This window comes from Williamsia sp. Y712, assembly GCF_059445525.1.
This window is the reverse complement of sequence record NZ_JCAIUN010000001.1, coordinates 2,149,098-2,174,298: the sequence shown is the minus strand read 5'-3', so window position 1 is coordinate 2,174,298 and position 25,201 is coordinate 2,149,098. Positions and strand designations below refer to the sequence as shown.

The 25,201-nt window shown below is 64.2% G+C and carries 25 protein-coding genes; 8 read left to right on the top strand and 17 right to left on the bottom strand.

The window, feature by feature from the left end:
* Window positions 1–5 precede the first annotated feature (5 nt).
* From nirD to AC1D75_RS09845, 8 genes are all read right to left on the bottom strand, one after another.
* The gene (nirD, locus tag AC1D75_RS09880; RefSeq protein ID WP_495515059.1) at window positions 6–371 is read right to left on the bottom strand and encodes a nitrite reductase small subunit NirD; all 366 of its coding nucleotides are present in this window, start codon (window positions 369–371) and stop codon (window positions 6–8) included.
* The gene (gene nirB, locus AC1D75_RS09875; protein ID WP_495515058.1) at window positions 355–2,940 is read right to left on the bottom strand and encodes a nitrite reductase large subunit NirB; all 2,586 of its coding nucleotides are present in this window, start codon (window positions 2,938–2,940) and stop codon (window positions 355–357) included. Before nirB ends, nirD begins: the two co-directional genes overlap by 17 nt.
* Window positions 2,937–4,403: an FAD-dependent oxidoreductase gene (locus AC1D75_RS09870; RefSeq protein ID WP_495515057.1), complete on the bottom strand. Its 1,467-nt coding sequence runs from the start codon at window positions 4,401–4,403 to the stop codon at window positions 2,937–2,939. Before AC1D75_RS09870 ends, nirB begins: the two co-directional genes overlap by 4 nt.
* A complete protein-coding gene (locus AC1D75_RS09865) occupies window positions 4,400–6,538 on the bottom strand; it encodes a molybdopterin oxidoreductase family protein (protein WP_495515056.1) in 2,139 nt (712 codons plus the stop codon). Before AC1D75_RS09865 ends, AC1D75_RS09870 begins: the two co-directional genes overlap by 4 nt.
* Window positions 6,535–8,019, bottom strand: a complete 1,485-nt coding sequence (locus AC1D75_RS09860; protein WP_495515055.1) for a nitrate/nitrite transporter — start codon at window positions 8,017–8,019, stop codon at window positions 6,535–6,537. Before AC1D75_RS09860 ends, AC1D75_RS09865 begins: the two co-directional genes overlap by 4 nt.
* A gap of 199 nt (window positions 8,020–8,218) precedes the next feature.
* Window positions 8,219–9,073, bottom strand: coding sequence for a TIGR02569 family protein (locus tag AC1D75_RS09855; RefSeq protein WP_495516033.1), 855 nt, complete (start codon window positions 9,071–9,073; stop codon window positions 8,219–8,221).
* Between the two features lie 129 nt (window positions 9,074–9,202).
* Window positions 9,203–10,369 (bottom strand): adenylyltransferase/sulfurtransferase MoeZ, encoded by a 1,167-nt coding sequence (gene moeZ / locus AC1D75_RS09850; RefSeq protein WP_495516032.1) that lies wholly within the window; start codon window positions 10,367–10,369, stop codon window positions 9,203–9,205.
* 136 nt (window positions 10,370–10,505) lie between these two features.
* Entirely contained in the window at window positions 10,506–11,507 is a 1,002-nt protein-coding gene (locus tag AC1D75_RS09845; RefSeq protein WP_495516031.1) for a DUF3152 domain-containing protein, read from the bottom strand.
* Between the two features lie 297 nt (window positions 11,508–11,804).
* On the opposite strand from AC1D75_RS09845, the gene fasR reads away from it, so the two are divergent.
* Window positions 11,805–12,485, top strand: a complete 681-nt coding sequence (gene fasR, locus AC1D75_RS09840; protein WP_482135332.1) for an HTH-type transcriptional activator FasR — start codon at window positions 11,805–11,807, stop codon at window positions 12,483–12,485.
* An 11-nt stretch (window positions 12,486–12,496) separates the two neighbouring features.
* Here fasR and AC1D75_RS09835 read toward each other — a convergent pair whose 3' ends face one another.
* Both AC1D75_RS09835 and AC1D75_RS09830 read right to left on the bottom strand, forming a co-directional pair.
* On the bottom strand, window positions 12,497–12,730 hold the full coding sequence (locus AC1D75_RS09835) for a DUF3107 domain-containing protein (RefSeq protein ID WP_495515054.1): 234 nt from the start codon (window positions 12,728–12,730) through the stop codon (window positions 12,497–12,499).
* Between the two features lie 147 nt (window positions 12,731–12,877).
* On the bottom strand, window positions 12,878–13,573 hold the full coding sequence (locus AC1D75_RS09830) for a ferritin-like fold-containing protein (RefSeq protein ID WP_495515053.1): 696 nt from the start codon (window positions 13,571–13,573) through the stop codon (window positions 12,878–12,880).
* A gap of 221 nt (window positions 13,574–13,794) precedes the next feature.
* Between AC1D75_RS09830 and AC1D75_RS09825 the strand changes: the two genes are divergently transcribed.
* Both AC1D75_RS09825 and AC1D75_RS09820 read left to right on the top strand, forming a co-directional pair.
* Window positions 13,795–15,543 (top strand): DEAD/DEAH box helicase, encoded by a 1,749-nt coding sequence (locus tag AC1D75_RS09825; protein WP_495516030.1) that lies wholly within the window; start codon window positions 13,795–13,797, stop codon window positions 15,541–15,543.
* 6 nt (window positions 15,544–15,549) lie between these two features.
* Window positions 15,550–16,776, top strand: a complete 1,227-nt coding sequence (locus AC1D75_RS09820; protein ID WP_495515052.1) for an Rv3212 family protein — start codon at window positions 15,550–15,552, stop codon at window positions 16,774–16,776.
* A gap of 41 nt (window positions 16,777–16,817) precedes the next feature.
* Here AC1D75_RS09820 and AC1D75_RS09815 read toward each other — a convergent pair whose 3' ends face one another.
* Window positions 16,818–17,609, bottom strand: a complete 792-nt coding sequence (locus AC1D75_RS09815) for a ParA family protein (RefSeq protein WP_495515051.1) — start codon at window positions 17,607–17,609, stop codon at window positions 16,818–16,820.
* Window positions 17,610–17,698: 89 nt separating this feature from the next.
* On the opposite strand from AC1D75_RS09815, the gene AC1D75_RS09810 reads away from it, so the two are divergent.
* The gene (locus AC1D75_RS09810; protein ID WP_495515050.1) at window positions 17,699–18,352 is read left to right on the top strand and encodes an acid phosphatase; all 654 of its coding nucleotides are present in this window, start codon (window positions 17,699–17,701) and stop codon (window positions 18,350–18,352) included.
* 26 nt (window positions 18,353–18,378) lie between these two features.
* Here AC1D75_RS09810 and AC1D75_RS09805 read toward each other — a convergent pair whose 3' ends face one another.
* Entirely contained in the window at window positions 18,379–19,281 is a 903-nt protein-coding gene (locus AC1D75_RS09805) for an imine reductase family protein (protein ID WP_495515049.1), read from the bottom strand.
* 81 nt (window positions 19,282–19,362) lie between these two features.
* Here AC1D75_RS09805 and AC1D75_RS09800 point away from each other — a divergent pair, with 81 nt between their 5' ends.
* The gene (locus tag AC1D75_RS09800) at window positions 19,363–19,692 is read left to right on the top strand and encodes a winged helix-turn-helix transcriptional regulator (RefSeq protein WP_495515048.1); all 330 of its coding nucleotides are present in this window, start codon (window positions 19,363–19,365) and stop codon (window positions 19,690–19,692) included.
* A 17-nt stretch (window positions 19,693–19,709) separates the two neighbouring features.
* On the opposite strand, the gene AC1D75_RS09795 is transcribed toward AC1D75_RS09800, so the two are convergent.
* Window positions 19,710–20,189: a hypothetical protein gene (locus tag AC1D75_RS09795; RefSeq protein WP_495515047.1), complete on the bottom strand. Its 480-nt coding sequence runs from the start codon at window positions 20,187–20,189 to the stop codon at window positions 19,710–19,712.
* 117 nt (window positions 20,190–20,306) lie between these two features.
* On the opposite strand from AC1D75_RS09795, the gene AC1D75_RS09790 reads away from it, so the two are divergent.
* Together AC1D75_RS09790 and AC1D75_RS09785 are read left to right on the top strand one after the other, a co-directional pair.
* Window positions 20,307–21,344 carry a diacylglycerol/lipid kinase family protein gene (locus AC1D75_RS09790; protein ID WP_495516029.1) on the top strand — a complete coding sequence of 346 codons (1,038 nt, stop codon included), beginning with the start codon at window positions 20,307–20,309 and terminating at the stop codon, window positions 21,342–21,344.
* A gap of 269 nt (window positions 21,345–21,613) precedes the next feature.
* Window positions 21,614–21,868: a WhiB family transcriptional regulator gene (locus tag AC1D75_RS09785; RefSeq protein WP_023955875.1), complete on the top strand. Its 255-nt coding sequence runs from the start codon at window positions 21,614–21,616 to the stop codon at window positions 21,866–21,868.
* 223 nt (window positions 21,869–22,091) lie between these two features.
* On the opposite strand, the gene AC1D75_RS09780 is transcribed toward AC1D75_RS09785, so the two are convergent.
* Together AC1D75_RS09780 and AC1D75_RS09775 are read right to left on the bottom strand one after the other, a co-directional pair.
* On the bottom strand, window positions 22,092–23,600 hold the full coding sequence (locus tag AC1D75_RS09780; protein WP_495515046.1) for a sensor histidine kinase: 1,509 nt from the start codon (window positions 23,598–23,600) through the stop codon (window positions 22,092–22,094).
* 37 nt (window positions 23,601–23,637) lie between these two features.
* Entirely contained in the window at window positions 23,638–23,856 is a 219-nt protein-coding gene (locus AC1D75_RS09775; RefSeq protein WP_495515045.1) for a biotin/lipoyl-binding carrier protein, read from the bottom strand.
* A 121-nt stretch (window positions 23,857–23,977) separates the two neighbouring features.
* On the opposite strand from AC1D75_RS09775, the gene AC1D75_RS09770 reads away from it, so the two are divergent.
* Complete coding sequence (locus tag AC1D75_RS09770; protein ID WP_369758845.1) at window positions 23,978–24,052, top strand: 50S ribosomal protein bL37; 75 nt, start codon at window positions 23,978–23,980, stop codon at window positions 24,050–24,052.
* A 52-nt stretch (window positions 24,053–24,104) separates the two neighbouring features.
* On the opposite strand, the gene rsrA is transcribed toward AC1D75_RS09770, so the two are convergent.
* Together rsrA and AC1D75_RS09760 are read right to left on the bottom strand one after the other, a co-directional pair.
* Window positions 24,105–24,416 (bottom strand): mycothiol system anti-sigma-R factor, encoded by a 312-nt coding sequence (rsrA, locus tag AC1D75_RS09765; protein ID WP_495515044.1) that lies wholly within the window; start codon window positions 24,414–24,416, stop codon window positions 24,105–24,107.
* The gene (locus AC1D75_RS09760; protein ID WP_495515043.1) at window positions 24,413–25,147 is read right to left on the bottom strand and encodes a sigma-70 family RNA polymerase sigma factor; all 735 of its coding nucleotides are present in this window, start codon (window positions 25,145–25,147) and stop codon (window positions 24,413–24,415) included. Before AC1D75_RS09760 ends, rsrA begins: the two co-directional genes overlap by 4 nt.
* Window positions 25,148–25,201 lie beyond the last annotated feature (54 nt).

Here is a 25,201-nt window from a genome sequence, read left to right as displayed (position 1 = left end):
TCACGCTATCGCGGCCGAACCTGTACCAGGCCGGCTCGTTGCCGTACTTCGTAGACGGGCAACCATACATTCTCATCACTGAGGCAGCGTCCGTCCACCAGGGAGAACACCTGCTTTAGCAGGGGTGAGGCGACGGTTGGTTCACCGTCGCGGTCACCGACCAGTCCGCGCGACATGACTGCCGCATTGCCGAACGGGTCGATGTTGCCAACGGCGTAGAGCGCGCCGTCGACCAACCGGAACAGCGCCACTTGCGCACCTCCCGGAAGGAGGACCGCGACCCCGAAACCCGGGACAAGTCGGTCAAAGGGGCAGGCTGCGGTCCAGGTCGCGTTGAGTGCTTCAACGCGGGTGTCATCGACGAGACTCATCGTGCGTTTCCTCCGTTCCCCGGCGCGCTGCACCGGGCTGCGGTGTCCCCAAGAGTACCGGCACCTTGCGTCCGCCACTCTCTGAGAAATCAATGGTGGGATCGGGCTGTTCGGGCGCATTCACAAAGGACACGAAGCGGGCGAGTTTGTCCTCGTCCTCGAGCACACCTGCCCACTCGTCCTTGTATCCGGCGACATGGGCACTCATCGCCGCCTCCAGCTCGGCGGCGATGCCGAGACTGTCTTCACACACAACATCTTTGAGATGCTCGAGTCCACCTTCGAGTGACGCGAGCCACGGCGCGGTTCGTTGCAGCCGGTCGGCGGTACGGATGTAGAACATCAGGTATCGATCGATGTACTTGACCAGTGTCTCGTCATCGATGCCCGCGGCCAGCAACTGTGCATGCACCGGACTCTGCCCGCCGTTGCCGCCGACATAGAGGTTCCAGCCGTGCTCGGTGGCGATGATGCCGACATCTTTGCCACGGGCTTCGGCGCATTCCCGGGCGCAGCCGGAGACACCGAACTTCAGTTTGTGCGGGGATCGCAGTCCCCGATAACGGTTTTCGAGGTCGACGGCCATCCCCACCGAATCCTGCACACCGTATCGGCACCAGCTGGTGCCGACACAACTCTTCACCGTCCGCAGGCTCTTCCCGTAGGCATGACCGGATTCCATGCCGGCATCGACCAGCCGCTTCCAGATCAGTGGCAGCTGCTCGACCCGGGCTCCGAACAGATCGATCCGCTGACCACCGGTGACCTTGGTGTAGAGGTCGAACTCCTTGGCGACCTGGCCGATCACGATCAGCTGATCGGCGCTCACCTCGCCCCCCGGCATCCGCGGGACCACCGAGTAGGTGCCGTTTTTCTGCATGTTCGCCAGGAACCGGTCGTTGGTATCCTGCAGTGCCACTTGCTGATCCGAGAGGATGTGATCACTCGAGGTCGATGCCAGGATCGATGCGACCGTCGGCTTGCAGATCTCACAACCCAGGCCGGTTCCGTGCTTGGCGACGAGTTCGCTGAACGTGCGGATACCGGTCGCCTGCACGATCTCGAAGAGTTCGGCACGGGAATGCGAGAAGTGCGCACACAGCGATTTCGAGATCGCGACGCCCGATTCGGCAAGCAACCGGGTGATCGACGGCACACAACCACCACAGGTCGTACCCGCCTTGGTGCAGGCCTTGACCGCTTCGACGTCTTGCGCCCCATGGGCGATCGCACCGCAGATGGCGCCCTTGTCGACACCGTTGCACGAGCAGATCTCGGCGCTGTCGGGCAAGGCGGACAGCCCCACACCTTCGCCGGCGGCCGGAGCGATCAGCGCCGCGGGATCACCCGGAACCGGACCACCGACCATCGGTTTGAGCAAGGCGTACTGGGTCGCATCACCGACGAGCACACCACCGAGCAAGGTCTTCGCATCATCGCTGACAACAACTTTGGAGTAGGTTCCGGCCACCGGGTCGTTGAAGACGACCTCAAGGCAACCCGGCGTGGCGCCCATCGCGTCACCGAAGCTGGCGACGTCCACCCCGAGTAGCTTGAGCTTGGTCGACAGGTCCGCACCGGCGAACTCCGACTTGCCACCGAGCAGCCGATCCGCGACCACCTCGGCCGTGCTGTAGCCCGGAGCGACCAGGCCGTAGCAACGACCGTCCACCGCCGCGACCTCACCGATCGCGTAGATATCCGGATCGTGGGTGCGGCAACTGCTGTCGACGAGGACACCGCCACGCTCCCCGACCGCGAGATCGGCGTCCCGGGCGAGCTGATCGCGCGGTCGCACCCCGGCGGAAAAGACCAGCAGCGCAGCATCATCGATGGTGCTCTCATCGGAGAGCGTGATGGTCAGGGAACCACTCTCGGTCTGCTCGATGGCGGAAGTCCCCACACCCGTGTGCACGGTGACCCCGAGTTCTTCGACCAGGTTCGCCAGCAGCGCACCGCCACCGGTATCAACCTGCAGCGGCATCAACCGCGGTGCGAACTCGACGACGTGAGGCTTGAGACCGAGGAGTTTGAGAGCGTTCGCCGCTTCCAGACCGAGCAGTCCACCACCGACCACAACCGCCGTCGCACCGGCCGGGGCGGCCTCGGCGGCGGCCCGGATCTGATCCAGGTCGGTGAGCGTGCGGTAGACAAAACAGTTCTCCGAATCCGACCCGGGCACCGGTGGCACAAACGGATACGAACCCGTTGCCATGACGAGCGCGTCGAAGACAACGCTCGAATCGTCGTCCAGGACAGCGGTCCGCGCGACCCGATCGATCCGTTTCACCGACCGGCCCAGGAGCAGGGAGACCAGCGGGTCACCCGGGTAGGTGTTCCCGTCCAGGGCCAACGCCTGCCGGTCCCACTTGTTCACGTAGGACGACAACCCCACCCGGTCGTAAGCCGCGGTCGGTTCTTCACACACGACCACGACCCGCCACTGATTTGTGACGTCACGCTGACGCAGTTCCTGCACAAAACGATGGCCGACCATCCCATGACCAACCACCACAACGGTTTTAGCGGACACGTAGGCCCTCCCTCTCAAGTCTTCTGTCTTTGTCATGCGTCTGCCGTCTTGAGCCATTCGCACAGCCCTTCGACAACGGATTCGCAACTCCCACAACCGGTTGTCGCGCGGGTTGCTTCTGCCATCGCACCCGTACTCCGGGCACCTTTTCGCCAGGCGTCGGTCAGGTTCTTCTTCGACACCGTGTTGCACCGGCAGATGATCGCGTCGCCCGGCATCTGCGCGGGGCTCGCCGATTCGGTGGCGCCTCCGGTGAGGTGACCGAGCAGCAGACGCATCCGGTCGGTCGGCACCGGAGCCCCCGAGTCGAACAGTTGTGAGATGGTTCCGACCACCTCCGGGTTGCCCAGGAGAACCGCCCCCGCTACTCGGTCCTTGCGCACCACCACCTTGGCGTACCGACCCCGATGGGGATCGGACAGTGTCAACACCTCCGCCTCGAGATCGTTCGGGTCGGTGTCGACCTCACCCATGGACGCCAGATCGATGTCGTGCGCTTTGAGGCGCAGGATCTGCTGTGTGCCTTCATATCCGATCTGGGTGTCGTCGATCAGGTTCTGGGCCACGGTCTCTGCCATCTCCCAGCCCGGCTGGACCAGTCCGTAGACGATGTCGCGGTGTTGGGCGCATTCCCCGATCGCGTACACCGACCGGTCGCTGGTGCGGAGTTCGTCATCGACCACGATCCCGCGATCCACAGACAGCCCGGCGTCGGCGGCGACGTCGACGTTGGGGGCGATACCGGCGGTCACGATGACCAGGTCGGCGCCAAGGGTGGAACCGTCGGTCAGGACCACCTCGCGGCCGGTCCGTGGATCGTCGCGGACGGCGCTGACCCGACCGCCGAGCACCACGTCCATCCCGATCTCACGCAGGATCCGGGTCAGAACCGCCCCACCCGCGCTGTCGAGCTGCTTTTCCATCGGGTGCGAGCGCGGATGCACAACCGTCACGGAGGCTCCCTGCAGGAGTGCACCGCGGGCCGCCTCGAGGCCGAGTAGGCCGCCTCCGACCACCACCACCCGAATGCTCTTGCCGGAGACCGATTCACCGAGCGCAGAGACGATCGCCTCACAGTCGCGCAGGTTGCGGAAGGTGACCACTCCGGGCAGCGTTTTGCCTTCGTCGTCGAGGGCACCGGCGATCGGGGGGATGAATGCCCGGCTACCGGTGGCGAATACGAGCTTGTCGTAGTGGTGAACGGTCCCGTCGCTGCAATGCACCGACTGACCGGCACGGTCGACACGCTCGACGCGCACACCGACGTGGGTCTGCAGATTCCGTTCGCTGTACCAGTTCGCGGAGCGAATCATGGTGTCGGTCGGGCTGATCCGGCCGGCCACCACATTCGACATCAGGATCCGGTTGTATGCCGCGTTCGGTTCCTCGCCGATGACGACACTGGTGACATGATCGCCGCCCGGGTCGCGCCGGTGTAGTTCCTCCTGCAGGCGCGCACCGGCCATGCCGTTGCCGATTATCACCACACGCTTGGTCATATGGACTCCGTCGGTTCCATCCGCACTGCGCAGATCTTGAACTCGGGCATCCGGCTCGTGGGGTCGAGGGCGGGGTTTGTCAGCAGATTCGCGCGGCCGTCGCCGGCATAGTGGAAGGGCAGGAACACGGTGTCGGGCCGCAGCGAGTCGATGCACCGGGCCGCGGCAACCACGGAACCGCGGCGCGAGGTCAGTCGCACCTGATCCCCGTGCGCAATTCCCAGCCGCTCGGCGGTGTCGGAGTTCACCTCCACGAACATGGGGCCGGCGGCATCGGCCAGCGCCTTCACATGGCGGGTCTGGGCTCCCGACTGGTAGTGGCTCAGAACCCGGCCGGTGGTGCAGATCAGTGGGTAGTCCGGACTCACCGGTTCGGTGGGGCCGTGATGGTCCACAGCCACGAACTTGGCCCGCCCATCGTCGGTGGCGAAACGCTCCAGGAACATCCGCGGAGTCCCGGGGTGACCGAGTTCCGGGCATGGCCAGTGGATGGCCTCATCGTTGTCGAGTCGCTCGTAGGTGATGCCCGTGTAGTCGGCCGGTCCACCGGCAGAGGCCCGTCGCAGCTCATCGAAAACCTCGCGCGCATCGGTTTTGAACCGTTCGGCGGGCTGGCCGAGGCGGATTGCCAACTCCGACAGCACTTCCAGTTCACTGCGCGGACCGTCCGGAGCCGGGACCGCCTGGCGCCTGCGCAGCAGCCGCCCTTCCAGGGAGGTCATCGTTCCCTCTTCTTCCGCCCACTGCAGCACGGGCAGAACAACATCGGCCATCGCCGCGGTCTCCGACATCAGGAAGTCGTTGACCACCAGCATGTCCAGCGACTGCAACCGCTCCACGACATGCCCGGCCCGCGGCGCCGACACCGCCAGGTTCGCCCCATGGACCATCAGCATCTTCGGACCATCGGGCTGACCAAGGGATTCGAGCAGCTCGTATGCGCTGCGGCCGGGTCCGGGCAGGTCGTCGGGATCGATCCCCCACACTGCGGCAACGTGCGCGCGTGCTGCCGGGTCGGCGATTTTCCGGTATCCCGGCAGTTGGTCGGCCTTCTGGCCGTGCTCGCGACCACCCTGGCCGTTGCCCTGTCCCGTGATGCAGCCATAGCCACTGCCGCGGCGCCCACACAGCCCGAGGACCAGGGACAACCCGATCACCGCACTGACGGTGTCGGTACCGGTCGAATGCTGTTCGGCACCACGGGCGGTGAGCACATACGCGCCGGTACCGCGGTCGCGGGACGCTGCCAACAGCGCGACCGTACGTCGCATCGCGCTCACCGGAACGCCGCTGGTCCGCTCGGCGCGCTCGGGCCACCACTGCCCGGCGATCCGCCAGAACTCGTCGAAACCGTTGGTGCGGTCCGCGATGTAGTCCAGATCGGCGTACCCCTCGGTCACCGCGATATGAACCATGCCCAAGACCAGCGGGAGGTCTGTTCCGGGCGAGAGCTGCAGGTGTACACCGCCGTCGGCCACCGCGCGTTCCACCGTTGCCGTCCGGCGCGGATCGGCGACGACCAGGCCGCCGGCTCGGGCGGCCGTCATGAGGTGGCTGACCATCGGCGGCATCGTCTCGGCCACGTTGCCGCCGAGCATCACGATGCACTCCGCAGAACCGATGTCGGCCAACGGGAACGGAAGTCCCCGATCAAGTCCGAACGACTTGATCCCGGCAGCGGCCGCCGAACTCATGCAGAACCGGCCGTTGTAGTCGATGTTCGAGGTCTGCAATGCCACCCGCGCGAACTTGCCGAGCTGGTATGCCTTTTCGTTCGTCAGACCGCCGCCACCGAAGATCCCCACCGCATCGGCGCCGTGCTCACGTCGGGTCCGGGCAAAACCATTGGCGACGATGTCCAGCGCGTTGTCCCACGTTGTCGGTATCAGTTCCCCGTCGACCCGGACGAGTGGCTCGGTGAGCCGGTTCGGGTTGCGCAGGACTTCTGCAGCCGTCCAACCCTTTTGGCACAGCCCGCCCTTGTTGGTCGGAAACTGCCGCGGGGCGATCTCGGCGTCGGAGGCGTCGTTTCCGGTGATGGCCATCGCGCACTGCAGTCCGCAGTACGGGCAATGGGTCCGGGTTCCGACCGACCCGTCGGCGTTGCGGTGCAGCGGGATTGTCTGCGTGCTCACGGCTGCACCACCGGCGCGACCGGCGCCGGTCCGGGCTGCGGTTGCGCCACCTGCTCGGATGGGGCAGGCGCAGCGGCTGTTTCGTCGACGATCGACCCGGCGGCAACGGCTCCCGGGACCTCGATCGAACGCCGTACGTAGAACCAGTACGTCATGATGCCGGCGATGACGTAGAACGCCAGGAAGATCACGAAGGCCTGCGTCGCGGACTGGTTGGACTTGTAGCTGTCCCGCAAGACCAGGTTGATGGCCACACCACCGAGACCACCGAAGGCACCGGCGATACCGATCAGCGCGCCCGACATCGACCGCGACCAGTTCGCCTGGCCCATCTCGTTGAGTCCCGGGTTGATCTTGGACTTGTGCTCCCAGATCGCCGGAATGATCTTGTAGACAGAACCATTCGCGATACCCGAGATGATGAACAGCAGCACGAATCCGACCACGAACGCGGTCAGGGTTCCGCCGGTGATCTTCTTGTCGTTGGCGTCCGACAGCGCACTCGCGGCGACCAGGATCGACGACGCGGCAACCATCGCGGCGAAGCAGTACATGGTGATCTTGCCGCCACCGATCTTGTCGGCGAGCTTTCCCCCGTAGGGCCGGCTGATCGAACCCAGCAGCGGACCGATCCAGGCGATCTGGGCTGCGGCGAGCGCGGGCTTGGCAGCACCTGAGGAGGTGAACGAGATGTTGAGGATCTGGCTGAAAGCGAATCCGAAGCCGATGAACGAGCCGAAGGTGCCGACGTACAGGATCGAAATGATCCACGTATCACGGTATTTCAGGGTTTCCAGCATCGCCTTGCCGCTGGAGGTCTGGTGGTCGAGGTTGTCCATGTAGATCGCGGCACCGATACCGGCGACCGCCAGCAGCACCAGGTAGATCGCACAGACGATCTCGGGATTGTCCGCGGCGAGCCAGATCACCAAGAGACCGACGAGTTGGATGGCAGGCACACCGATGTTGCCGCCACCTGCGTTGAGGCCGAGCGCCCAGCCCTTGAGTCGTTGCGGGTAGAAGGCGTTGATGTTGGTCATGGAGGACGCGAAGTTACCGCCACCGAAGCCGGTGAGTGCGGCCACGAAGAGGAACCAGCCGAATCCGAAGTCACCGGGGTTCATCATCAACATCAATGTGAGGCCGGTGGGGATCATCAGGACGAACGCCGAGAAGATCGCCCAGTTACGGCCGCCGAAGATGGCGGTTGCCTGGGTGTACGGGATGCGCAGGCACGAACCGACAAACGTGGCGGTGGCGCCGATGACGAACTTCTGGTCGAGGGAGATGCCGTACTCGGGACCCATCAGCAGGGCGAGGGCGGAGAACATCGACCAGATCGAGAAGCCGACGTGCTCACAGATGATGGACCAGACAAGGTTCCGTTTGGCGATGGCGGCGTTGCCTTTGTCCCACGCCTGCACGTCCTCTGGATCCCAGTCGGTGATGTAGTGCTTTCGTTTGGTGGCCTTGGCAGTCACGTCGAGCCCCTCCTCGTATGTCCGGGTGAGTTACCGGATGACTTGAAGAGACCGTAGAAAATTGGTGTTGCCGCAGGTTTGCCACCAGTGACCGAACAGTCACAGTGTTCTCACAACTCACCCCACCAGCACGTGAGAAGTGTTCAACGGCAGAACAGAAAAGGGCCTTTGACTATGTCGAAAAGCCTGATCAGCGGTACTAAACGAGGAATCTGACCATGTCGGAGACCCGCTTCAGACCCGGCAGTGCGCCAGAGGTCGACCGTGGGTGCAGTGCGTGAACGGCCAGTCTGAACATGACCGCACGCAACATCATCTGCGGCCATTCGGGCGTATCCGCCCAGCGTTCGACGAGGCCGTCATCGGCGCCACCCCATGCCAGGGCGTCGACCACAACGACTGCCGAAGCCCATGCCGCAGGTCGCCAGTACGGAGTGATGTCGGTGATACCCGGTGCGGCGGCGCCTGCGAACAGGACCGTGCCGAACAGGTCGCCGTGCACGAGTTGCGACGGCGATTCCACTCTCTTGCGAAGTGTGGACAGGGTCTGGAGCATCGCGAGGCTGGTCACGCCATCGGGCGAGGTCGGATCCCCCATCCCGGCGGCCCGGGCCGAACGCATCGGGACGTCATCCCAGGCAGCCCGATCGGCGGCGGTGAACACGTCGACGTCGCTGAACGGCGGCGCAGGCGGCTGCATGAGGAAGCGGGGACGCTCCAATTCTGCGGTGGCCTCGTGAAGACGGTCGGCCAGCGAGACGACCTCGTCGAAGCGGGGCTCGGGTGTTCCGGCGATATAGGTATCGGCCCGCCACCCCGAGACGACATAGCGACCGTCGGATGAACGAACCGGTCGGGCTATCCGAACACCATCGACGTAGAGGGTCTCCCGGACCTTCGCGGACCAGGCGGCCCTGGCGTGATCGGGCACCAGCGACAGGACCGTCTCACCGATCCGCCAGCCACCTTCCCAACCGTCGCCCAATGCCACCACGGGCTGCTCCGTCAACCCGAAGGTCTTGAGGACATGCTCGGGCGGCTCGACGGAGGTCAAGTCAGAGATCACGGTGCCAACGTTACCGGCGTGACCGCGAGAATCACCGTAGGACGCCCGGGTGTCGTCGCGCCCGAGCGCGACGACACCTCGGCAGACGGTCTGAACTCAGCAGATGAGTTCCAGAGGTCAATAAACGGGCAGGGCCGTGTCGACCTGCTTGGCCCAGGCGGTGATCCCACCCTGCAAATGTGTGGCGTCGGCGAAACCGGCCTTCTTGACCGCGGCCAGCGCCTCGGCGGACCGGATCCCGGTTTTGCAGTACAGGACCGCGGGCCGATCCTGCGGCAGCTTGGCCAGGCCCTCACCAGATTCGATGTCGCCCTTCGGGATCAGGGTGGCCCCTTCGATCTTGACGATCTCCCACTCCACCGGTTCACGGACATCGATCAGGGCGATCTTCTCGCCCGAATCCAGACGCTGCTTGAGTTCGACAGCGGTCAGGGTCGAGCCCTTGGCCGCCGAAACCCCATCGTCCGAGACCACACCGCAGAACGCGTCGTAGTCGATCAGCTCGGTGATCTTCGGCGCCTCGGGATCTTTGCGCAGATTGATGGTGCGATAACGCATGTCGAGTGCGTCGTAGACCATCAGTCGGCCGAGCAGGGTTTCGCCGATACCGGTGATCAACTTGATCGCCTCGGTACCCATGATCGAACCGATCGAGGCACAGAGGATGCCCAACACACCACCTTCGGCGCACGAGGGCACCATCCCCGGCGGCGGTGGCTCCGGGTACAGGTCGCGATAGTTGAGGCCGAGCCCGTCGGGCGCGTCCTCCCAGAACACCGATGCCTGGCCTTCGAAGCGATAGATCGAGCCCCAGACGTACGGCTTGTGCGCGAGCACCGCGGCGTCGTTGACGAGGTAGCGGGTGGCGAAGTTGTCGGTGCCGTCGAGGATCAGGTCGTACTGCTCGAAGAGTTCCACGGCGTTGCTGTTGTCGAGCCGGAACTTGTGGGTGTGCACCGTGACGTAGGGATTGATCTCGAGGATCGAGTCCTTTGCCGAATCGGCCTTGGGCCGACCCACATCGGACTGCCCGTGGATGACCTGACGCTGCAGGTTGGATTCGTCGACCTCATCGAACTCGACGATCCCGATGGTGCCGACTCCGGCGGCCGCCAGATACAGCAATGTGGGCGATCCCAGACCACCGGCTCCGATGACCAGCACCTTCGCGTTCTTGAGGCGTTTCTGTCCATCGACACCGATATCGGGAATGATCAGGTGCCTGCTGTAGCGGGCCACCTCTTCGCGGGTCAGCTCTGCGGCGGGCTCAACCAACGGTGGCAACTGTGACACGAGCTCTCCTCACGATCAACGCAACACGCGATGGCCTCGCAGCGGCCACCTGCCCTGTTGCTCTATCTGTAACGAGCGAACGGGGGCGAAGATTCCACCGCGGCCCATTCACCGCGGATCACTCGGGTCACCGCCCGGGGAAGGGCCAGGGGTTGGGCCGACAGACGTAGCTCCGGTCGGCCTTCATCTCCGGGTCCAGGGCCATGATCTCGCTGTTGGCCGTTCCGAAGGTCTGCTGCATCATCACCGGGGCAAGTCCGCCGTTGACCTTGCACGGCTCGTGGCCGACGAACCCGATCGCGTGGCCGATCTCGTGGTTGATCAGGTACTGCCGGTAACCGAGATCATCGCCCTGATACGACAACGCACCACGAACCCAGCGGGCCTCGTTGAGGGTCACCCGGCCCTCCGGTGGGTAGTAGCAGGACGATTCGAGTTTGATCTCGTAGCCGCACAGCTCTCGTGTGGTCGCAGGCGAGGTCAGCGTGACCCGGAAGTCCGGCGTGCCCTCGTCGATCCGCCGGAACGTGAACTGCCCGTCGCCGATCCAGCTCTTCGGATTGGCCAGCGTGGCGTCGACCAATTTGGCGTACGTCGGGTCGCCCCCGTAGTCGCTGGAGTTGAGTCCGTTCTCCACCTCGATGGTGTACGTGTACTCCTGGCCGCCGGTACCGATCAGCGGCGTGGTCCCACGGACGATTCGATAGGTGCGGTCGCCGCTCTCGGTGAAGGGGCCGCCTTCCGGGAGCGTGCCTGCGGGGAGTTGGTCGGCCTGGACCTCGGCCGGTGGCGCGCCGATGGCGGTGGTCACGCTCTTGACGTCGGTGTTGCGGGCCGCATCGGGATCGGAATCGGCTGCGGTGGTGACCGGCGAGTCGCCCTGCTCCGACTGCACGGTGAGCACGATCATCACAATCGTGAGCACCACCAGAACCGGGATCGCGTACGCGCGCCAGCCGTATGTGGTGACAAAGCGTCCCACCGCGCTCTGCTTCTTACGATCTGTGTCACGTTCGGCGCGCTGCCGGCCGGGATCACCGGTCGGATCCCAGCGGGCCCGGAGCGGCTGATCCGGGGCGGGACGTCCCGATGACACCGGAGGATGGATGTCTGTGCGCTGGTTCGCCAGCCGCGCGTCTGCCTCGGCCTCTGCGCGGGCAAGCCGGCGGGCCCTCTCGGCAGCGCGTCGCGCCTGATCGGAGTGGTCGTCTCCGTCCGAGACTGCCGTGCGACGGCCGGACGATCGACGACCCGCGGCCTCGTCACCCCGGCCGGAGCGGTCCGAGGTCACCCGCGGCGAACGCCGCGTCCCTCTGGTCCCCGAGCCTCCCGCATCAGTCACCGCTCAACCTTCTCATAAGCATCCCCGAATCAGCTGTAGGCAACCACCGGTGGCGGCCTGCCAAGACAGATATACCCTCGATCCATGGATGAATCGGTCGCAGCGGGCACAGGAGTGAAGGCGAGCTCCGCCAATGCTGGACGCCGGAGCGTCCGCATGCCACGCAGCGCACGCAGACTGCAGTTGATGGATGCCGCCAGCGAGATCTTTGTCGAACGCGGCTACCACTCGGCAGGCATGGACGAGATCGCAGTACACGCCGGGGTCAGCAAACCCGTTCTCTACCAACACTTCCCGAGCAAACTGGACCTCTATCTCGCGGTCCTGGATCTGCACGCCGAGTCCATGGTCAACCGGGTCACCGCAGCACTGCTGACCTCCACGAACAACCGGCATCGTGTCCGATCCGCAGTGGAGGCATTTTTCGACTTCATCGACGAGGACAACCAGGGATATCGGCTGATCTTCCAGTCGGATGCGCTTGATCCGGCCGCGATCCGTCGCGTCGAAGGTGCGACCGAGGCCTGCGTCGACGCCGTATACGGACTGGTGATGCACGATTCGGGACTCGATCCGCACCGATCCCGGATGCTCGCGGCGGGACTGGTGGGCCTGAGTCAGGTCAATGCCCGCCACTGGCTCGATGCCAAGCGGCCGATGACCAAAGAAGAAGCCATCGACATCACCGTCACCATGTTGTGGGGCGGACTCGCCCGCGTGCCGATGCAGCACGCGAACGACTCCGAACTGGACCCAGAGGCCTGAAACAGGCCTGACTAGATGGCGCCGAACCCGACCTTGCGGGATTCGGAGGTGCCGACCTCGATATAGGCGATCTTGGTGACCGGGATCAGGTACCGCGCACCCTTGTCGTCCTGCAGGCGCAGGAGCTGATCGCTTCCCGACAGTGCGGCCTCGACCGCGGCATGGGCTTCGTCGCTGCTCTGGTCGATGTGCACAACCAGCTCTCGCGCGCTGTCGGTGATACCGATCTTCACATCAACGGCCACAGATATCCTCCATAGATCTCAGGCGGTGTACTTCCTACAGGTGTGAATCTATCCCGCAACCCGGCCGGACCGGCATTCAGGCCGACGACCGCGAGGCGAGCTACGTCCAGCCCAAGCCACGGGTCCGGCCGAAGCCGGGTCCGATTCTCATGCCAGGCCCATGTCCGCCATCCGGCGCGCATGACGCTCCTGGATCGAGTCGAAGAAGCCGGCGATTCCGTTGAGGTCGGTCTCGACGGAGAAGAGCAGCTCTGTCAGGTCCTCTTGCCCGGCGAGAACGTACTGCGTCTGGGTGATCGCTTCACCGAGCAGCCGGCGTCCCCACAACGTGAGCGGCGATTTCAGATTCGGGTCGGCGGCAACGGCGTCGCGGATCGCGTCCACGGCAAAGTCCGAATGCCCGGTCTCCGCCATCACCGCCCGGACGACAGCCTCGGCCTCGGGCGGCAACGTACCGGCGATCTCGAGGTAGAAATCAGCCGCCAACCCGTCGCCGACATAGACCTTGACCAGCGATTCCTCCCACGTACTCGGCACCGTCGAGGCGTGATAGCGGTCGAGCACCTCCTCGTACGCGGCGATCAATCGATAGACGTCGGCCCCGCGGCGCTCGAGCTCGGCCTGGAGCGTTTCGAAGTGCGACATCTCCGCCGCGGCCATACTCGCCATGGCCACCCGGCCCCGGGCACCCGGAGCCATCAGGGCCTCGGACGTGAGGCGATAGAACGCGGCCAATTCGCCGCACGCCAGCACCCCGAAGAGCTCGGTGATTCCGGGATGATCGACCGAAACCGAGGTCGAGACCGCGGCCGCGGTCGGTTCGGTTTGTGAACCAGAAGACATGCGGTCGAGTGTAGTGCGCGCGCCCACCGGCGTTTCGCCGGAGCATTCCCCGAGAGAGTCGATTCTTCGAGACTGTCAAACGACACGTACACTGCCAGAGGTGAGTCATGCTCAACGCTGACTTGCACCGAATTTGTGCGCGCACCGACGGCGGCCCGATGTCGATCGGGCCCGATTTAGCCAGATACCGGTTGCAGAGTCCTCGGTTGTTCGAGGCCGGAATGCTGACCTGTTTGGTTGAACCCTTGCAGTGCGCGCGAGAGCACATTGCGAAAGGCAATCAACTGAACATCGAAAATGACACCCAGAACCCCGTACTCGACGTCGCTGAAGAAGAGCACGTCATCGTCGCGGAGGACCACATCTCCCCCACGTTCGCCGAACTCGGCGTCCGCAAGGAGATCGTCGACGCACTTGCCGCCGACGGAAAAGTAAACACGTTCGCGATCCAGGAACTGACCTTGCCGCTGGCGATGGCCGGCGACGATCTGATCGGCCAGGCCCGAACCGGCATGGGCAAGACCCTCGGCTTCGGCGTACCGCTGCTGCAGCGCGTCTCGCAGGCCAAGGCAGAGGTCGGCGAACCCGGGATCTGGAAGCTCGACGGCACCCCCCGGGCACTGATCATCGTGCCGACACGCGAACTCTGCATCCAGGTCACCGATGACCTCGAAATCGCGGCCAAAGGTCTGCACGTCGACACCGTCGACGGTCAGAACCGGCCGATCCGACTTCTCTCGATCTTCGGTGGGCGCCCGTTCGAACATCAGATCAGCGAGCTGAAGATCGGCATCGACGTCGTTGTCGGCACCCCCGGCCGCCTGCTCGACCTCGCCCGCCAGGGCCATCTGATCCTGGGCAAGGTGCAGATACTCGTCCTCGACGAAGCCGACGAGATGCTCGACCTCGGCTTCTTGCCCGACATCGAACGCCTCATGAGTTCGCTGCCCGATGCCCGCCAGACCATGCTGTTCTCGGCAACCATGCCCGGACCGATCGTCACCCTGGCCCGCACGTTCCTCACGAAGCCGACCCACATCCGGGCCGAGCACGCGAACGACTCGGCCATCCACGATCGCACCGCCCAGTACGTCTACCGGGCCCACGCGATGGACAAGGCCGAACTTGTCGCCCGCATCCTGCAGGCCGAAGGTCGCGGCGCCACAATGATTTTCACGCGGACCAAGCGGACCGCACAGAAGGTCGCCGACGATCTCGCCGAGCGCGGATTCGCCGTCGGCGCCGTCCACGGTGATCTCGGCCAGGTGGCCCGCGAGAAGGCCTTGACCGCGTTCCGTGAAGGCCGCGTCGACGTCCTGGTCGCCACCGATGTCGCCGCCCGCGGCATCGACATCGATGACGTCACCCACGTCATCAACTACCAGTGCCCCGATGACGAGAAGACCTACGTGCACCGGATCGGACGTACCGGCCGCGCCGGACGCACCGGCATCGCGATCACCCTGGTCGATTGGGACGAGCTCCATCGCTGGGAGATGATCAGCAAGGCGCTCGATCTCGGCATGGACGAGCCGGCCGAAACCTACTCCAGCTCACCGCATCTGCGCGAGCAGCTGGGCATCTCTGAGTCAAAGACCGGACGTGTCGGTTCGGCCAAACCCGCCCGTGAAGAACGCGCGCCGCGTTCGGGTGGACGTTCATCTGACGACGAGAAGCGTGAGGTCGCAGGACGACGGGACGCGCCCAAGCGCCCGTCTCGCCAGCGTCGTCGCACCCGCGCGGGAGAGGGCGACGGCGCGGCTGTCGACTCGACCGGAGCCGTTGCCGCCGACGCGACCACGACTGTTGCCGCCGACGCGACCGCGACTGTTGCTGCAGAGTCCTCCCCGGCGGCCACGCCTGCCGGTGGTGCAGAGACCAGCGATCGTCCCCGTCGTCGACGTCGTCGCCGGTCGGGTGCGGGCAGCGGCGCCGACGCAGGCGACACCGCGGGTACCGCTTCGGAGTAGCTGGCGGTGCTCAGGCCTGAGCGGCGAACACCGCTCGACATCGTGGTGGTTGTTGTGCTGGTTGTGGTGGTCGCGGTTTCGGCCGTGGCCATCTGGGCAACCAGTTCGGCAAAGAACACCGAATCGGATCCGGCCGCGGTGGCCGCGCCTCCGGTTGCGGAGGCCACCGCGGTACCGAGCCAGTTCACCGAGGCCTGGCGCGCCACCAGTTCGGCCACCCCCACGCCGGTTGCGATCGGCGGGGTGGTGGTGACCGGAGACGGCGGAGCTGTGGTCGGTCACGACCCTTCCACCGGCTCTGCGCTCTGGTCCTATACCCGCGACCTCCCGCTGTGCACGGTCGTCGGGTGGGACGCGGGGGGCCGCAACTACGCCCTCGCGATCTATCGCAACGACCGCGGCTGCAGCGAGGTGACCGCACTCGATGCGGCCACCGGCAAGCGCGCCTCGGCGCGGAGCAGCGACGCGGACAGTTCCGTCGACGTCAGCGTCGACCGCGATTATGTTGTCGCACAAGGTGATACGCGCCTGGAGGTTTGGCGCACCGACCTTGTCCGCACAATCGAGTACGGCCGTGTCGACGCCCCGGTGAACCCCGAAACGCAACCCCGATCAGGTTGCGAGTTCGTCTCCAGCGGGATCGGCGCCTCACGCCTGGCGGTCATCGAACGCTGCGGCATCGAACCCGGCTATCGCCTGACCATTCTCGGCGCAACCCTCGACAGCGAGGAGAAGCTCGAGGAGTTCGCGTCGACGATCATCACGGGCGAACTCGGCACTCCGCCACGAATTGTCGCCGTGAATCAGACCGGCGTGGCCATCTATTTGTCGTCACCGAGTCCCATGCTCGAAACCTATGGAATCGACGGGACGATCAAGAACCGCACCACCGTGCTCGGCGATGCGGTCGGCATCGAGAGCAAGCCCATCGTCAGCGGTGACGTGATCACATTCTGGACGGGCAAGGCGACGGTGGTGATCGATCCCGACACCCTCGCAGCGCGGTTCCAGGTACCCGAAACACTGGGCCCCGGCGTTGTCATGGCCGGGTCGCTGTTGCTACCTAGCGTCACCGGCATCAGCGAACACAACCTCACCGACGGCCAGCCGATCGGTTCGATTCCGGTGCAGCGCAACGGATACACCGGCGGGATCATCACGCTCGCCGAAATCGGCGATCACCTCGTGCAGCAATGGGGCTCGACCGTGTCCGTGCTCGCACCGACAGCCTGACCCGCGGCATCATCCCGACTTAGGCGTGACGACGCCCGCGCTCAGATCGCTTCGAAGGTCTTCAGCTCTATGTCTTCGCTCCAGTGATTCCAGAGATTGTCGGCCAGATCTCGATATGCCTGCGCACCCTTGCTCTTTCGCCCGGCGAGCAGACTGACACCCGAAGCCGATGCCTCCGCGAAACGGACCGTGCGTGGGATCGGAGGTGCCAGAACGGGCAGATCGTAGCGGTCCGAAACATCGGCGATGACGTCGCGACTATGGGTTGTCCTGGCGTCGTAGAGGGTGGGCAGGGCGCCGAGCAACTTCAGATCGGGGTTGGTGATCTGCTGCACCTCCGTGACCGTGCGCAGCAACTGCCCCACACCTCGATGGGCCAGCGTTTCGCACTGCAACGGCACGATCACCTCGTCAGCAGCAGTCAGCCCGTTGAGCGTGAGAACCCCGAGCGAGGGCGGGCAGTCGATGATGATGACGTCGTAGTCCTCTTCAACAGTCTTGAGAGCGCGTTTGAGCGCGTACTCGCGGCCCGGACGCATGAGTAGCAACGCCTCGGCGCCTGCGAGGTCGATGGTGGCCGGAAGCAGCGTCACATTGTCATCGGTGTCGAGCAGGACTTCGGCGAGGGTTCCCTCCCCCAGCAGTACATCGTGTATCGAGATCGTGAGCTTGTCCGGGTCGTGACCCATCGAAAAGGTAAGGCAGCCTTGCGGATCGAGATCCACAACCAGAACCGACAACCCCTTGTTTGCCAACGCCGCGCCCAGCGAGACGACCGTCGTCGTCTTCGCGACGCCCCCCTTTTGATTGGCCACTGCAAGAACTTTGCTCATTGCTGACTCCCTCCAGGTCGAGCATGTCGAACGCTCAGCCGCAGTTTGCTTGCCTTGACCCTATGCGCAGGCAGTGCAGAATGTCTGGGGTGAGCACCACGAACTCGGCAATCCACCGATTTATTCTCATCCGTCACGGCGAAACCGAGTGGTCGAAGGTGGGAATGCACACCGGAACCAGCGATATCCCGCTTACGCCCTTCGGCGAGAAGCAGGCGGCGAGCCTGCGCGAACCGCTCGACGACCTGCTGCTGACCGATCCCCTGGTGCTGTCGTCACCGCGAATACGGGCCATCCACACGGCCGAACTGGCCGGATTACGCATCTCGCACACCGACGAGAAGTTCGCCGAATGGGACTACGGCATCTACGAGGGCCTGACCACGCCGCAGATCCGCGAGACCGAACCGGGCTGGACGGTGTGGTCCCGCGGCGGGCGCGGCGGCGAATCACCCGAGCAGATGAGCGACCGGATCGACGCGGTGATCGCCGATCTACTCGATGATCTGCGCACCCGATCGGTTGTCCTCATCGGGCACGGGCACCTGTCGAGGTCGTTGCTGGCGCGCTGGATCGGCGCACCCATACATGTCGGCGCTCATTTTGCGATGTTGCCGGCCTCGATCGCCGTCCTCGGTTTCGACGGCGAGACCCGGCAGATCCAATCTCTGGGCATCACCGGATATCGCAGCGCCGACTACGTCGACGCCGGCCGGCCCGCCCACGTACGCACGGGGCACTGATACCGGCGTCGGTTCTGCGTCCTGGGTTACGAGATCGGCGCCTCGGCCGAAGCCAGGAAGTCCTCGGCGACGACATCCCAGTCGGTGTCAGGTGACCGATGTTCCATCGCCCGTGCGGAGGCATCGCGCACCAATTCGCTTATCCCCGGGTTGATTCCGGATTCACGACTCGATTCGACGATGTGCTCCAGAAATCCCAGGCACATGTCCAGACGCGCTTGGCCGCCGTCATACCGGCGTCGTTCCCACGACGCCGAAAGGCCGGGTAGCGAGGCGCCGAGCGTTTCGACGATGCCCTGCGCGTAGGGCAGGAAGCGGCCCGGATCGATGTTGTACGCAGCGGCGAGCGCAGTGGCATGCGAGTGGGCGTACATACCGGCGAAGTAGATGTCGAGCATCGCCAGGTCGAGGGCAGGCGGGACGGCGTGATCGGTTCCCACGACATCGCTGGTTCCGCCAAAAGAGTCGTACAGCGGCCCGAGGGTGGCCAGATCTTCGGCGGCCCCCGCGTAGATCACCATCGCTTGTGCACTCCCGACCATCGGGGTGGGAACCATGATCGCGCCGGTGACGTATCGGATGCCCAGCGCCGCGGCCCGCGCCGCGGATGCCTGCGCCTGCGCCGGGGTCGCGGTGGAGAGGTTCACCACCACCCGACCGGCGAGTTCGGGCGCGATCTGTTCGATCACGCTGCCGCTGGCGTCGTGATTTCGTACGCAGATCACCACGATGTCGGAGCCGGTGATCGCAGCGGCGAGGGAATCGGCAATCGTGATCTCGCCGGTGAAATCGAGTTCTTCTCTCGTTCGCATGGTCCTGTTCCAGGCGACCACGCTGTGACCGGCCGGCACCGCGGCACGGGCTATAGCCGCCCCCATCGCGCCGAGACCGAGGACTGAAATGGTTGCAGGAGAATGGTTTTTGTTCATGCCAACCATGCTGCGCGACCGTCTGTCCACGGTCCAGTACGTACAATTTTGTGCGTACGAACTTGTCGGTGAGGAGTGATCATGGCAGATCGGTCGAACGAGCAGTGCGGTGTCAACGTTGTGTTCGAACTCATCGGTTCGAAGTGGAAACCCACCATCATGTGGCTGCTGAGCGAGGGAGACCATCGCTTTGCCGAGTTGCGTCGCGCGATCGGCGGGATCTCCGAGAAGGTATTGGCGGCCCAACTACGCGAGTTGGAAAGCGCCGGACTGGTGATACGGACCGCTGGTGAAGGCTTTCCGCTGCGGGTCGACTACGCACTCAGCGCCCGAGGTAACGAACTCAACGATCTGCTGACTCCGGTCGCCGAGTGGGGCGACCGGTTCGTCGCCGCAGGTGCCCGGGCGTAGCTACCGCGAACAGCGCCTCAGCGACGCTTTTTCCGGCGCCGTTCGAAGGTCTTCGCGACGGGCTTGGCTTCGACGTCCGCTTCGTCTTCCTCACCCGGGTTGATCTCATAGGCCTGCGCAAACCACTTCATCGAAGAGGGGCTGAACAGGAAGTACAGTGCGATCACCAGGATGACCAGCACCGGCGTACCGATGATCGGAAGCTCGCTGTCCGTTATCAAGGCAAACGCCACAGGCACCAACAGCACCTGGGTCATCACCGCGATCGCCCGGCCCCAGCGGCGACCGGTCAGCAGCGCGATGCCGCCTGCCATGACACCACCACCGAGGATCGCGAACCAGGCCGCGGTGCCGTAGCCGCTGATGAAATCGCCGTCTTCATGACCCATCAACTCCCGGACAACCATGTAGATCGCGGCCGCGACGCCCAGAGCGCCCTCGAGTGCGACTATCGCGCCGGCTCGACGAACATTGATCGGTGGAGTGGATTCAGACACCCGGCCAGCCTAATGGTCGTTCGCGCCGAGGTGCTGCCAGGTCCTTTCCGGACGCCGTGACCGGCGCAAAGGGCCAGATCCGCCCTTCTGGCATTAGGCTCAGTTCTCGTGCGCGCGATGCTGATCGTCAATCCCTTTGCCACCTCGACCACCGAGGCCGGCCGGGACGCGCTGCTGCATACCCTCGCCGCATCGCTGCGCCGCCCCGAAGATGGCCGCAGTTCGACAGCGGAGACGCAGCGCAGCGGAGGTCGACCGGAGGCCGCGGAGACGCAGCGCAGCGGAGGTTGGCCGGAGTATTTCGATGTGCGGGTCGAACACACCACCCACCGCGGTCATGCCGGGGAACTCGCCGCGCAGGCCCGTGCCGAGCGATACGACGTGGTGGTGGTTCACGGCGGTGACGGCAGCGTCAACGAAGTGGTCAACGGGCTGCTCGATCCCCCGTCGGCGCCCGAGAGTGGCAATCCCTCCCCGGCACTTGCGGTGGTCCCCGGCGGTAGCGCCAACGTATTCGCGCGCGCACTGGGCATCGACGCAGATCCGCTCAAGGCGACCGGACAGCTCGTCGACCTTCTCTCGACCGGGCAGCGCCGTCGAGTCAGCTTGGGGCACACGGACAATCGGTGGTTCCTGTTCAACGCCGGACTCGGTGTCGATGCCCGGGTGGTGAAGTCCATCGAGGAGCAGCGCAACGCCGGACGGCGTGCGACCTCCACGCGTTACCTGTGGACTGCGGTGCGGACGTTCATCGGTGCAGCACGAAGCAAGCCCACGTTGACCGTCACCATCCCCGACGCCCCGCCCCTCGAGGGCGCCCATTTTGCCTTCATCTCGAACTCCAGTCCCTGGACATATCTGGGTACCCGACCCATCGAAACCAATCCGGACACCAGTTTCGATGGCCGACTCGGCGTGTTCGCCTCGACGTCAATGGCCCCGATCCGCAATTTGCCTCTGGTCCGGCAGTTGTTGTCTGCGAAGGCAAAACCGCACGCCAAGCACTTATTGCGCGCCGACGATGTCGAATATGTCGAGATTCACAGCTCCGAACCCATCGACATGCAGATGGACGGCGAATACCTTGGCACCCGGACGGCACTGAAGTTCGGCTGCCGTCCGGCTGTGCTCGAGGTCATTTCTCCCAAATCGTGAAGTTACGATCCTACGACACCGGAGAGATCCAGGTCACATTGACATTCGTATGTGATTCTCAGGATAAGTTCGCCGCACAGTAGTACAACGGTGTAAGGGCATATATAGGCACCCCCTACACAGTGATGTTGCCCACGTGTTAAGGGAACATCATTGACATCATCTGGATTCGTGAAAGTATTCACAAGCAACAGTGCGGAAACAAAACATACGCACAAATGAACAGACGGTTACGAGCGGCGCAGAGAAGCGCCTGAAGGAGCAGTGGGATGGACTGGCGTCACAACGCAATTTGTCGCGACGAGGATCCGGAGCTGTTTTTCCCGGTGGGAAACAGTGGACCGGCCATCGCGCAAATTGCTGATGCGAAGCTCGTCTGCAACCGCTGCCCGGTTACAGCAGATTGCCTCACGTGGGCACTGGAGTCGGGACAGGATGCAGGCGTCTGGGGCGGAATGAGCGAAGACGAGCGACGCGCGCTGAAGCGGCGTAATGCCCGCAGCCGCACTCGCAGCTCGGTCTAGACCCCGGAATCAAGGCGGTCACAGCCCAGCGACCACCTCGACGACAAACCAACCCGGTGGCTTCAAGCCACCGGGTTTGTGTTGTCTATGGGCACAAGGTGTCACGGGTCACGTCTTCTGATGCGGTAAAGGTCTTTTCGATGCAGCATCCGAACTGATCCCGTCCCGTCACTATCGATTCGGCGCACCGATCAGGGCAGAATCCGTTCTCCCGCCGGGTCTTTCAGCCCAAAGGGACGGTGAGGACCGCATCGGTGCCACCGGCCGCGCCCGGGCGCAGTTCGAGTTCACCGGCCAGCTCGATCCGCACCAACGTGTGAACGATCTGCAGGCCAAGGCGATCGGACTGCCGCGGATCGAAGTCCGGGTCGATGCCGACTCCGTTGTCCTGCACGGTGATCACGAGTTCCCTTGTGCTCCTGGATGTGTCGATCAACACCCGACCGGATTGTTCAGGCGCAAAGCCGTGTTCGACGGCGTTCTGGATCAATTCGGTGAGCACCATCACCACCGGCATCGCCAGATCGGACTTGAGCACACCGATTTTGCCGATTCGTCGCACGGTGACCGCGGTGCCACCTGATGCCACGTCGGCCATCACGGGCACCAACCGGTCGATGACCATGTCGAGATCGACTTCCTCGTCCACACTGCCCGAAAGCAATTCGTGCACAAGGGCGATGGCTGCAACCCGCCTGACCGCCTCCCCCAAGGCCTGTCGCGCTTCGTCATTGGTGGTGCGCCGCGCCTGCAGTCGCAGCAGCGCGGACACACTCTGCAGATTGTTCTTGACGCGGTGGTGGATCTCGCGGATCGTGGCGTCCTTGCTGATCAATGCGAGGTCGCGACGCTTCACCTCGGTGACGTCGCGCACCAGGATCACGGCTCCGACGAGTTCACCACGGGGCCGCAGGGGTACCGCACGGATCAGGACGGTCGCGCGGCGGGCATCGGCCTCGATCCGCATTCCCGCTTCACCGTCGACCGCCGCCCGCAACATGGCGGCGGCTTCCTCGGACTCGAACGGATCGCTGAGGAGGCTGACCGTCACCTCGGCGAGGTCGTTGCCGCTGAGCTCGGACGTCCAGCCCATGCGGTGATACGCCGACAGCGCGTTGGGGCTGGCGTATTGCACAACCCCATGCTGATCGACCCGGATGAACCCGTCGCCGGCCCGAGGCGTCGACAGGCCCCTCGGGTTGCCCTCGTTCTGAGGAAACGTCCCTTCGGACACCATCTGGCACAGGTCGTACGCGCAGTCCTGGTACGCGAGTTCCAGCGGGGACGGCATCCGCGGCTGGGTCAGATTGATAGCGCGAGCGAGGACCGCCACCACCGCGCCCTCGAAACGAACGGGAACGGCTTCACGCCTGATCGCCACGGATCCGACCCAGGTCGGATCTTCTTCGCGAAGGATTCGGCCATGCCCGAGGGCTCCGAACACCTGCGGGTTGTCCGCCTCTGAGATCAACGTACCCACGCCATCGGCGGGGAAGACTGTTGGTGCAGTGTTGGGTCGGCATTGGGCCACACAGACCATCTGGGGCCCGGCAGCACCATCTCTCCCAGGGTCTGACGCCCCGGTCGGGTTTTGCGACTGCACCCACATCTGGAAATCCGCGAAAGACAGATCGGCAAGCAATTGCCATTCGGCCACCACACGTTGCAGGTGTCCGCCTGCGGAGCCGGACAGTTCCGTGTGTTCCGCGAGCAACTCCGAAAGAGTCGACATCAGTGCCGAGCCCGTCTATCCGCCGGTTTTCCCAGCGTCAGTTGTCGATGACCGCGATGAGGTCACCGGCCTGGATCACGTCTCCGACGTGGACCTTGACCTCTGTGATCGTGCCTGCTTCTTCGGCCAGCACCGGGATCTCCATCTTCATGGACTCCAGCAAGACGAGCGTGTCACCGACTTCGACCGTCTGACCGGTACTGACAACCACCTCGAGAACGCTTGCAACGATTTCCGCCACAACTTCTTCTGCCATCGCCATCCTCCAGGTGTTCGGTTACGCCGGGTATCAACCTAGCGCAGCACCTTGCGCCCGGGCGATTCTGATCAACCGCCGTGCTCGTGTCACAATGGAGCGCTGTCGAAAGGAGACTGCCATGGGAAAGCGTGGACGCAAGAAGCGGGCTCGCAAGAAGAATGCGGCCAACCACGGCAAGCGCCCCAACGCCTGAGCGTTGAGGCCCTTACCGGGTTTGGATCCCTGGCAGATTCGTAAGTTAGGTTCTATCCCCGCGTATCGCGGACGATGACCGTCTTCCGAATCTCCAGGGTCAACCGTTCCCGCAACCCTTTCGGTGCCTGATCTCCGCCGCATTTGCGGCTCACCAGAGACTTCAATTGCTGCTCGATCCCGTAGTGCTCGAGGCACGGCGTGCAGCCATCGAGATGCGACTGCAATCGAGCTCGCGCATGCTGGTCACACTCGTTGTCCAGCAACAGCCAGACATCGGCGATGACCGCCGAGCAATCGAGCTGCTGGGTCTCGTCAAATTCCTGTTCGGCGTTCGATCCGCCGGCTACTTCTCCGGTACTCATCCGGCAACCTCCTGTTTGTGACCGGATTGGCCATCGGCCGACCGGCCGGAAGTTCCTCTGTTGAAACCACGCTCGCGAGCGACGTCACCGAGCAGTTCACGCAGCTGTTTGCGGCCACGGTGCAGTCGCGACATCACGGTCCCGATCGGGGTGTCCATGATCTGGGCGATTTCTTTGTATGGCAATCCCTCGACGTCGGCGTAGTAGACCGCCATCCGGAAATCTTCGGGGAGCGCCTGCAGCGCCGCCTTGATCTCGTCGTCGGGCAGCGCGTCGAGCGCCTCGATCTCGGCGGATCGCAGACCCTGCGAGGTGTGCTCGGCCGTGGCGGCCAGCTGCCAGTCGGTGATCTCATCAGTCGGGTACTGCGCAGGTTGACGCTGCTTTTTGCGGTACCCGTTGATGTAGGTGTTGGTCAGAATCCGGTAGAGCCACGCCTTGAGGTTGGTCCCCTCCTTGAACGAGTGGAAGGCCGAGAAAGCCTTCACATACGTCTCCTGGACGAGATCCTCGGCATCGGCCGGGTTCCGTGTCATCCTCAGTGCGCCGCCATACAACTGGTCGAGCAATGGCAATGCATCACGCTCGAACCGCGCATAACGTTCTTCCGAGGTCTCTGGGTGGACTTCGGGTGTTTCGGCTTCGGTCACGACAATCCCTTCGAGACCTGCGGGAAAAACAGGTCTGTCGAGCAAGCCTACCGACCCACGCTGCTGCGAGTTGCTGTACACACCACACCTCCTTCAGCTGAGGTCAACAACGACTCGAAGCGACTTGTTCCGAAA

Coding starts and splice junctions, on each gene's coding strand:
- nirD (WP_495515059.1), bottom strand. CDS start 371: ATGAGTCTCGTCGATGACACCCGCGTTGAAGCACTCAACGCGACCTGG.
- nirB (WP_495515058.1), bottom strand. CDS start 2,940: ATGACAAAGACAGAAGACTTGAGAGGGAGGGCCTACGTGTCCGCTAAA.
- AC1D75_RS09870 (WP_495515057.1), bottom strand. CDS start 4,403: ATGACCAAGCGTGTGGTGATAATCGGCAACGGCATGGCCGGTGCGCGC.
- fasR (WP_482135332.1), top strand. CDS start 11,805: ATGGATGAATCGGTCGCAGCGGGCACAGGAGTGAAGGCGAGCTCCGCC.
- AC1D75_RS09830 (WP_495515053.1), bottom strand. CDS start 13,573: ATGTCTTCTGGTTCACAAACCGAACCGACCGCGGCCGCGGTCTCGACC.
- AC1D75_RS09825 (WP_495516030.1), top strand. CDS start 13,795: ATGCTGACCTGTTTGGTTGAACCCTTGCAGTGCGCGCGAGAGCACATT.
- AC1D75_RS09815 (WP_495515051.1), bottom strand. CDS start 17,609: ATGAGCAAAGTTCTTGCAGTGGCCAATCAAAAGGGGGGCGTCGCGAAG.
- AC1D75_RS09805 (WP_495515049.1), bottom strand. CDS start 19,281: ATGAACAAAAACCATTCTCCTGCAACCATTTCAGTCCTCGGTCTCGGC.
- AC1D75_RS09800 (WP_495515048.1), top strand. CDS start 19,363: ATGGCAGATCGGTCGAACGAGCAGTGCGGTGTCAACGTTGTGTTCGAA.
- AC1D75_RS09790 (WP_495516029.1), top strand. CDS start 20,307: ATGCTGATCGTCAATCCCTTTGCCACCTCGACCACCGAGGCCGGCCGG.
- AC1D75_RS09785 (WP_023955875.1), top strand. CDS start 21,614: ATGGACTGGCGTCACAACGCAATTTGTCGCGACGAGGATCCGGAGCTG.
- AC1D75_RS09780 (WP_495515046.1), bottom strand. CDS start 23,600: ATGTCGACTCTTTCGGAGTTGCTCGCGGAACACACGGAACTGTCCGGC.
- AC1D75_RS09775 (WP_495515045.1), bottom strand. CDS start 23,856: ATGGCAGAAGAAGTTGTGGCGGAAATCGTTGCAAGCGTTCTCGAGGTG.
- rsrA (WP_495515044.1), bottom strand. CDS start 24,416: ATGAGTACCGGAGAAGTAGCCGGCGGATCGAACGCCGAACAGGAATTT.